The sequence below is a fragment of the Streptomyces sp. UNOC14_S4 genome (genome assembly GCF_020740835.1).
GTDB lineage: Bacteria > Actinomycetota > Actinomycetes > Streptomycetales > Streptomycetaceae > Streptomyces.
In genome coordinates this window covers 1-6,980 of record NZ_JAINFC010000408.1, presented here as the reverse complement: position 1 = coordinate 6,980, position 6,980 = coordinate 1, and the positions used below count along the sequence as shown (strand labels likewise).

General features: G+C 71.7%; 5 protein-coding genes. 4 read left to right on the top strand and 1 reads right to left on the bottom strand.

Annotated elements, in window-relative coordinates; all coding sequences use genetic code 11:
- The first annotated feature begins 187 nt into the window (after positions 1 to 187).
- Entirely contained in the window at positions 188 to 3,970 is a 3,783-nt protein-coding gene (locus tag K6I34_RS27995; RefSeq protein ID WP_308294069.1) for an ABC transporter ATP-binding protein, read from the top strand.
- A gap of 33 nt (positions 3,971 to 4,003) precedes the next feature.
- Complete coding sequence (locus K6I34_RS27990; protein ID WP_229329971.1) at positions 4,004 to 4,195, top strand: hypothetical protein; 192 nt, start codon at positions 4,004 to 4,006, stop codon at positions 4,193 to 4,195.
- Positions 4,196 to 4,394: 199 nt separating this feature from the next.
- Here the strand turns inward: K6I34_RS27990 and K6I34_RS27985 are convergent, their stop codons facing one another.
- Positions 4,395 to 4,619 (bottom strand): hypothetical protein, encoded by a 225-nt coding sequence (locus K6I34_RS27985; RefSeq protein ID WP_229329969.1) that lies wholly within the window; start codon positions 4,617 to 4,619, stop codon positions 4,395 to 4,397.
- 135 nt (positions 4,620 to 4,754) lie between these two features.
- On the opposite strand from K6I34_RS27985, the gene K6I34_RS27980 reads away from it, so the two are divergent.
- Positions 4,755 to 6,095: a tetratricopeptide repeat protein gene (locus tag K6I34_RS27980; protein WP_229329975.1), complete on the top strand. Its 1,341-nt coding sequence runs from the start codon at positions 4,755 to 4,757 to the stop codon at positions 6,093 to 6,095.
- 15 nt (positions 6,096 to 6,110) lie between these two features.
- Positions 6,111 to 6,764, top strand: coding sequence for a TetR/AcrR family transcriptional regulator (locus K6I34_RS27975; RefSeq protein WP_229329966.1), 654 nt, complete (start codon positions 6,111 to 6,113; stop codon positions 6,762 to 6,764).
- Positions 6,765 to 6,980 lie beyond the last annotated feature (216 nt).

Here is a 6,980-nt window from a genome sequence, read left to right as displayed (position 1 = left end):
CTCCCACCCTCACCCCCACCGAGCCCGTCCGGCGATTGAGGACACGACGGCCGCAAGCCGCTCCAGAAGCAGACGCACGGCGCAGCGCCCCGCAAAACGCGCCCCCATTTGTTGCGCTGGGATGAAATGCCAGCGCAGACGCGTTGTGGTCCCCGGAACGGACACCGCGACAAACGGGAGGGCGACGGTGGGGACGACGGACGCGCGCGGCCGAGAGGCGCGCGGTCAAGGATGGGCTCGCCGGCTCGCGGGGCACTGTTGGCGTTACCGCCGCAGTGTGCTGCTCGCGCTCGGCTCGTCGCTCGGTGGCATGGCCGTCATGGCCCTCGTCCCGCTCATACCCAAGCTGATCATCGACGACGTCATCGGCGCGCACGACCGGCCGCTCGCCCCCTGGGCGGGCCTGCTGATCGCCGCCGCGCTCGTCGTCTACGGCCTCACGTATCTACGTCGCTACTACGGCGGACGGCTCGCCCTCGACGTCCAGCACGACCTGCGTACCGAGATGTTCGCCTCGATCGCCCGCCTCGACGGCAGGCGGCAGGACGAGCTCTCGACCGGCCAGGTCGTCGGCCGCGGGACCAGCGATCTCCAGCTGGTGCAGAGCCTGCTGTTCATGCTGCCGATGATGATCGGCAACATCCTGCTCTTCGTCATCTCCCTCGTGGTGATGCTCTACCTGTCGCCGCTGCTCACGGTCGTGGCCCTGGCCGTGGCACCCGCGCTGTGGTTCCTGGCGAAGCGCAGCCGGGTCAAGCTGTTCCCGGCCACCTGGTACGCGCAGGGGCAGGCCGCGGCCGTGGCGGGCGTCGTGGACGGCGCGGTCACCGGCGTCCGCGTCGTCAAGGGCTTCGGCCAGGAGGCGCAGGAGGCGGGCAAGCTCCGCGAGGTGAGCCGCCGCCTCTTCGCCGGCCGGCTGCGCACCGTGCGGCTGAACGCCCGTTACACCCCGGCCCTCCAGGCCGTGCCCGCCCTCGGGCAGGTCGCCATGCTGGCGCTCGGCGGCTGGATGGCGACACGCGGCCAGATCACGCTCGGTACGTTCGTCGCCTTCTCGACCTATCTGTCGCAGCTCGTCGGTCCCGTGCGGATGCTCACGATGATGCTGACCGTGGGCCAGCAGGCGCGGGCGGGCGTGGAGCGCGTCTTCGAGCTCATCGACACCGAACCGGAGGTGGAGGAGCGCGAGGGGGCGCACGAGCTGCCCGCGGACTCCCCCGCCACCGTGGAGTTCGACGGCGTCACCTTCGGCTACGACCCGGAGCGGCCCGTCCTCACCGACCTCTCCCTGCGCATCGAGCCGGGCGAGACGCTCGCCGTGGTCGGCGCGTCCGGCAGCGGCAAGTCCACCGTCTCGCTGCTGCTGCCGCGCTTCTACGACGTGACGGGCGGCGCCGTGCGCGTCGGCGGCCACGACGTGCGCGACCTGACGCTGCCCTCGCTGCGGGCGGCCATCGGGCTGGTGCCGGAGGACAGTTTCCTGTTCTCCGCGCCGATCCGCGACAACATCGCGTACGGCCACCCGGAGGCCACCGACGAGCAGATACGCGCCGCCGCGCGCGCCGCGCAGGCCGACGGTTTCATATCCGCCCTGCCCGACGGCTACGACACGGAGGTCGGCGAGCAGGGCCTCACGCTCTCCGGCGGCCAGCGGCAGCGCGTGGCCCTCGCCCGCGCGATCCTCACCGACCCCCGGCTGCTGCTCCTCGACGACGCGACGTCCGCGGTGGACGCGCGCGTGGAGCACGAGATACACGAGGCGCTGCGCGGCGTCATGGCGGGCCGTACGACCCTGCTGATAGCCCACCGCGCGTCGACCCTGGCGCTCGCCGACCGCATAGCCGTGCTCGACGGCGGCAGGCTCGTCGACCTCGGCACGGCGGAGGAACTGGAAGCCCGCTGCGAGCTGTACCGCAGGCTGCTGACGGATCCGGAGGAGCTGGCGGGCGTCCCTCAGGACCCGGCAGGTCTGGTGGCCGCGACGGAACCGGAATCCCCCCTCGCGCTCGCGGGCGCCTTCGGCGGCGAGGCGGCGGCCACCGGCCTCGTCGTATCGGCCGGGATACCCGTACAGCCGCCCGTCGACGGCGTCACCCCGTCCCTGTGGGTCCGCAAGGAGACCGGCCGCTCCCCCGACCTCGCCGGGATGCCCGCCTCCCCCGAGCTGCTCGCCAAGGTCGCCGCGCTGCCGCCCGCGAACGACACCCCGGACGTCGACGAGGAGCAGGCGGCACGCCCCGAGGAGTCGTACGGCCTGCGGCAGCTGCTGCGCGGTTTCGGTGTCCCGCTCGGCTTCAGCCTGCTGCTGGTGGCCGTGGACGCGGTGGCCGGGCTGCTGCTGCCGGTGCTGATCCGGCACGGCATCGACAAGGGCGTGCGCGAGGCGGCGCTCGGCGCCGTGTGGGCGGCGTCCGCGCTGGCCCTGCTGGTGGTGCTCGCGCAGTGGGCCGCGCAGTTCGCGGAGACGCGGCTGGCCGGGCGCACCGGTGAGCGCGTCCTCTACGCGCTCCGCGTGAAGATCTTCGCCCAGCTCCAGCGCCTTGGCCTCGACTACTACGAGCGCGAGCTCACCGGCAAGATCATGACCCGGATGACGACGGACGTGGACGCCCTGTCGTCGTTCCTCCAGACGGGGCTGATCACCGCGGTGGTCTCCGTCCTCACCTTCTTCGGCATCCTCGTCGCGCTGCTGGTCCTCGACGTCCAGCTGGCCCTCGTCGTCTTCGCGACGCTGCCGCTGCTGGTGATCGGCACCGTCGTCTTCCGCAGGCACAGCGTCAAGGCGTACGAGCTCGCCCGTGAGCGCGTGGGCCTGGTCAACGCCGACCTCCAGGAGGGCGTCGCCGGGCTGCGCATCGTGCAGGCGTTCCGCCGGGAGGACGCGGGCGCCCGGCGCTTCGGCGAGCGCAGCGACGACTACCGCAGGGCGCGGGTGCGCGGCCAGTGGCTGATATCGGTCTACTTCCCGTTCGTGCAGCTGCTGTCGTCCGTCGCGTCGGCCGCGGTGCTCATCGTGGGCGCGGGCCGGGTGGGCGACGGCACGCTGACGGCGGGCGCGCTGGTGGCGTACCTGCTCTACATCGACCTCTTCTTCGCCCCCGTGCAGCAGCTGTCACAGGTCTTCGACGGCTACCAGCAGGCGACGGTCTCGCTGGGCCGCATCCAGGACCTGCTGCGCGAGACCACGACGACGCCGACGGCGGCCGAGCCGCGCGCGGTGCGGGAACTGGGTGGCGAGGTCGTCTTCGACGACGTGCACTTCCACTACGGCGACGGGGAGCCCGCGCTGTCGGGGATCGCGCTGACGATCCCGGCGGGGCAGACCGTGGCGTTCGTCGGCGAGACGGGCGCGGGCAAGTCCACGCTGGTCAAGCTGGTGGCGCGGTTCTACGACCCGACAGCGGGCGCGGTGCGCGTGGACGGCCACGACCTGCGCGACCTGGACCCCACCGGCTACCGGCACCGGCTGGGCGTCGTCCCCCAGGAGCCGTACCTCTTCCCGGGCACGGTGCGCGACGCCATCGCGTACGGCCGCCCGGACGCCTCCGACGCGGAGGTCGAGGCGGCGGCGCGGGCGGTCGGCGCGCACGACATGGTCGCCTCGCTCGACGGCGGCTATCTGCACGAGGTCACCGAGCGCGGCCGCAACCTCTCCGCGGGGCAGCGGCAGCTGATCGCCCTGGCCCGGGCGGAGCTGGTGAACCCGGACGTGCTGCTGCTGGACGAGGCCACCGCGGCCCTGGACCTGGCCACGGAGGCCCTGGTCAACCAGGCCACGGACCGCCTCGCCGGCACACGCACGACCCTCGTCGTCGCCCACCGCCTCTCCACGGCCGCCCGCGCGGACCGCGTGATCGTCATGGCCGACGGCCGCGTGGCGGAGGACGGCACGCACGCGGAACTGCTGGCGCTGGACGGGCGCTACGCGCGCCTGTGGCGGACGTTCACGGGGGAGGCGATCCTGGCCTGAGGGTCGGATACGGTCTGCTGGACACGGTCGTTCGTGAACGGGGTGATGGTGGTGGTGCGGTACGCGAAGCGGGCGGAGCGGCAGGCCGAGCGCGACGACCTGGCCGAGCTGATCGCCGACTTCGACAAGGCCAACGGCCCTGCGGACCCAGAAGCCGTGGCGGCCAAGCAGGCCATGCTCACCGGTGCCGCCCACCCCGGCGGGGTGGGCGGCGTCAGCGGTTGAGGTCGAGGACGGGGACGGGGACGCCCACGAGATGGCGGTGGCTCACGCCACGGTGCCCTGTTGCTGCCACGCGAATGCCTCACGAAGCCGGTGCCCCATGACAGCACTCTCCTCGTCCGTCACCTCGACACCGAAGTGTTCGGCCAGCTCCCGCCCGGGCCCGGCGCCTTCGCGCGTCGGGCCCGGGCTTCCGGGCCGGCTATCCGTGCGTCGCGTCGTAGTGCGCAACGAGTCTGTCCAGCAGGGCCGCCGCCTCCGCATCGGCGCCGGTCCGTCGCGCGGCGTCGCGGGCGAGGCCCAGGGACAGGCATTCCCTGCACCGCGGCAGCTCCTCCTTGTCCGGCACGGCCGGAGGGCCGCCGGTGTGGGGTACGGGGACGACTTCTCGTGACCGCTCCGGCGGGAACATCGAGGGGCTCGGCATCTTTCTCCTCACAGCCTTCCTGTCGGGTGCCCTTCTCGCTCTAGGCAACCCCGCGACTACGCACAGCGGTACTGTGGGGATCGCGGCAGGACTTAAGAGTTTTAAGCGGCCTCCGTACGCGAGGAGTTGAGCACGGTGAAGACGCCAGAGCCGAACTCGGGGCTGGAGCGGCTGTACCGCGAAACCGGCTGGACGATGCGCCAGTTCGCCCAGGCGGTCAATCGCCTGGGCACCGAGCGCGGCACTCCACTGAAGTACCGCGAGCCGTCCGTTCACCAGTGGCTCAAGGGCCACTTGCCGAAGGAAGGCTTCCGGCCGCTCGTCCTGGAAGCCCTCGCCCGCAGGCTGCGACGGCCCGTGACATACGCCGAAACGGGGTTTCCGGCGCCGTCCGGCGAACCGGATTCCCGTCCTGGCACCGTGGAAGGCATCGTCGACCTGGGGCGCCAGGACATGGACCCGTCCCGGCGTGGTGTCCTCGGCGCGGGATTGTTCTCGGTCGCGCTCACCGTTCCCGACTGGCAGGACGTGGTCGGGCGTATGGAGAGCGTGCAGACAGGGACGGTGCTGCGCATCGGAATACCCGACGTGGAAACGGTCATCGCCATGACCGAGCGGCTCTCCGAGTTGGACGACCAGTTCGGCGGACGGCACGCCCGGCCCATGGCCGCCGCGTTTCTGGTGAATACGGTTGCGCCATACCTGAAAGCCGACGCACCGGAACCCGTCCGCAGGGCGATGATGTCGGCGGCCTCCGACCTCTGCTATCTGACCGGCTATATGGCCGTGGACGAGGGGCTGGAGGGGCTGGCGCAGCAGTACTACATGAAGGCCCTGGAGCTTGCCGGAGCATCCGAGGACCACCTCACCTATTGCACGACATTGCGGGGGATGAGCCTCCAGGCCGTCGATCTCGGGCACGGTGACGAAGCGCTGAGGCTGGCCAACGCCGCCGCTGCCGCCTCACCGAACGCGGGCCCCCGCATGCGCGCGTTCCTCGCGGGCCAACAGGCGCACGCCGCTGCCCAGACCGGCGACCGGAGCAGTGCGCTCATGTACCTCAAGGAAGCGGAAGTGGCGATGGAGAAGGCCGAATCGCGGGAAAAGGCATTCGGCTCCTACGACCCATCGTCGCTGCACTACCACATCAGCCATGTCTGCCATGAGCTCGGAGACCTGCCCGGGGCAGTGGAAGCCATGCAGGAGTCGGACCGGCTCTGCTACGACGTCTATCGCCGGTCCAGGGTCAAGGAACGGGCCACCATCGCCGAATTCCAGATGGAACTGGGGTATTTGGAAGCGGCCTGTCACACCTGGCACCAAGCGCTGGACGAATACCCGCTGCTGCAGAGCGGCCGGGTCGACCGTCGTATGCGGACCATGCTCACCCGAATCCACCCCCACCTCAAGAACCCCACCGCTCGCACCCTCCACGAGCGCGCCATGCAGGTCGTGCCACCCGCCGTCACGGCCTGAACATACGGCCCGCCTATGATCGCCCTGGCGAGAGGGCGGCACATGGCGGTCGAGGACACCAAGGAACGGCTGATCGGCGCGGCGGGAGCCGTGCTGAGGACGCAGGGGTACGGCAGGTCCAGCGCGCGGACGATCGCCAAGGAGGCCGGGGTCAACTCGGCGCTGGTGTTCTATCACTTCGGCGGCGTCGACGCGCTGCTGTTCGCCGCGCTGGACCGGTCCTCCGAGGAGCGGATGGCGGTGCTCACGGAGGCCGTCGCGGACTGCCGGACGCTGGAGGACCTGGTCGAGGCCGGTACGCGGATCTACCGGCACGACGTCGAGGCCGGGCATCTGACGCTCTTCTCCGAGCTCGTGGCCGCGGCCGTGGCCAAGCCCGAGCTGCGCGAGGAGATCAAGGTACGGGCCGAGCCGTGGCTCGCGTTCATCGAGGAGACGCTGGAGCGGGTCATCGGGGGCACGCCGCTGGCCCGGCTGATGCCCCCGCGGGATCTGGCCAACGCCGCGCTCACGTTCTACCTGGGCGTCAACCTCTTCACGGTGCTGGACGCCGACCGCTCGCGCACGGAGTCGGTGTTCGCCATGGCGCGACGGCTCGCCCCGCGCGCGCGGCTCCTGACCCGGCGCCTGCCCGCCCGGCTCGGTGGCAAGCGGCGCGCGCACAGCTGACGCGCTCCCCGTGCGGAACCGCTCCGCGGCGCCGCCCGTCCAACGGGCGTGCTGTCGACCGGCCGCGGTGCGGTGTCGGCGTAGGCCGCTGGCCGCGTTGCTGACCCTCCCTCTCGCCGTCCGCGGCCGACAGCGCGGCCCGTCACCGGCGTACCCCCCTTTCAAGCGCCGGTGACGGCACCCTCCACGCCGGGCGCGCATGTCCCGGGCCTGTAC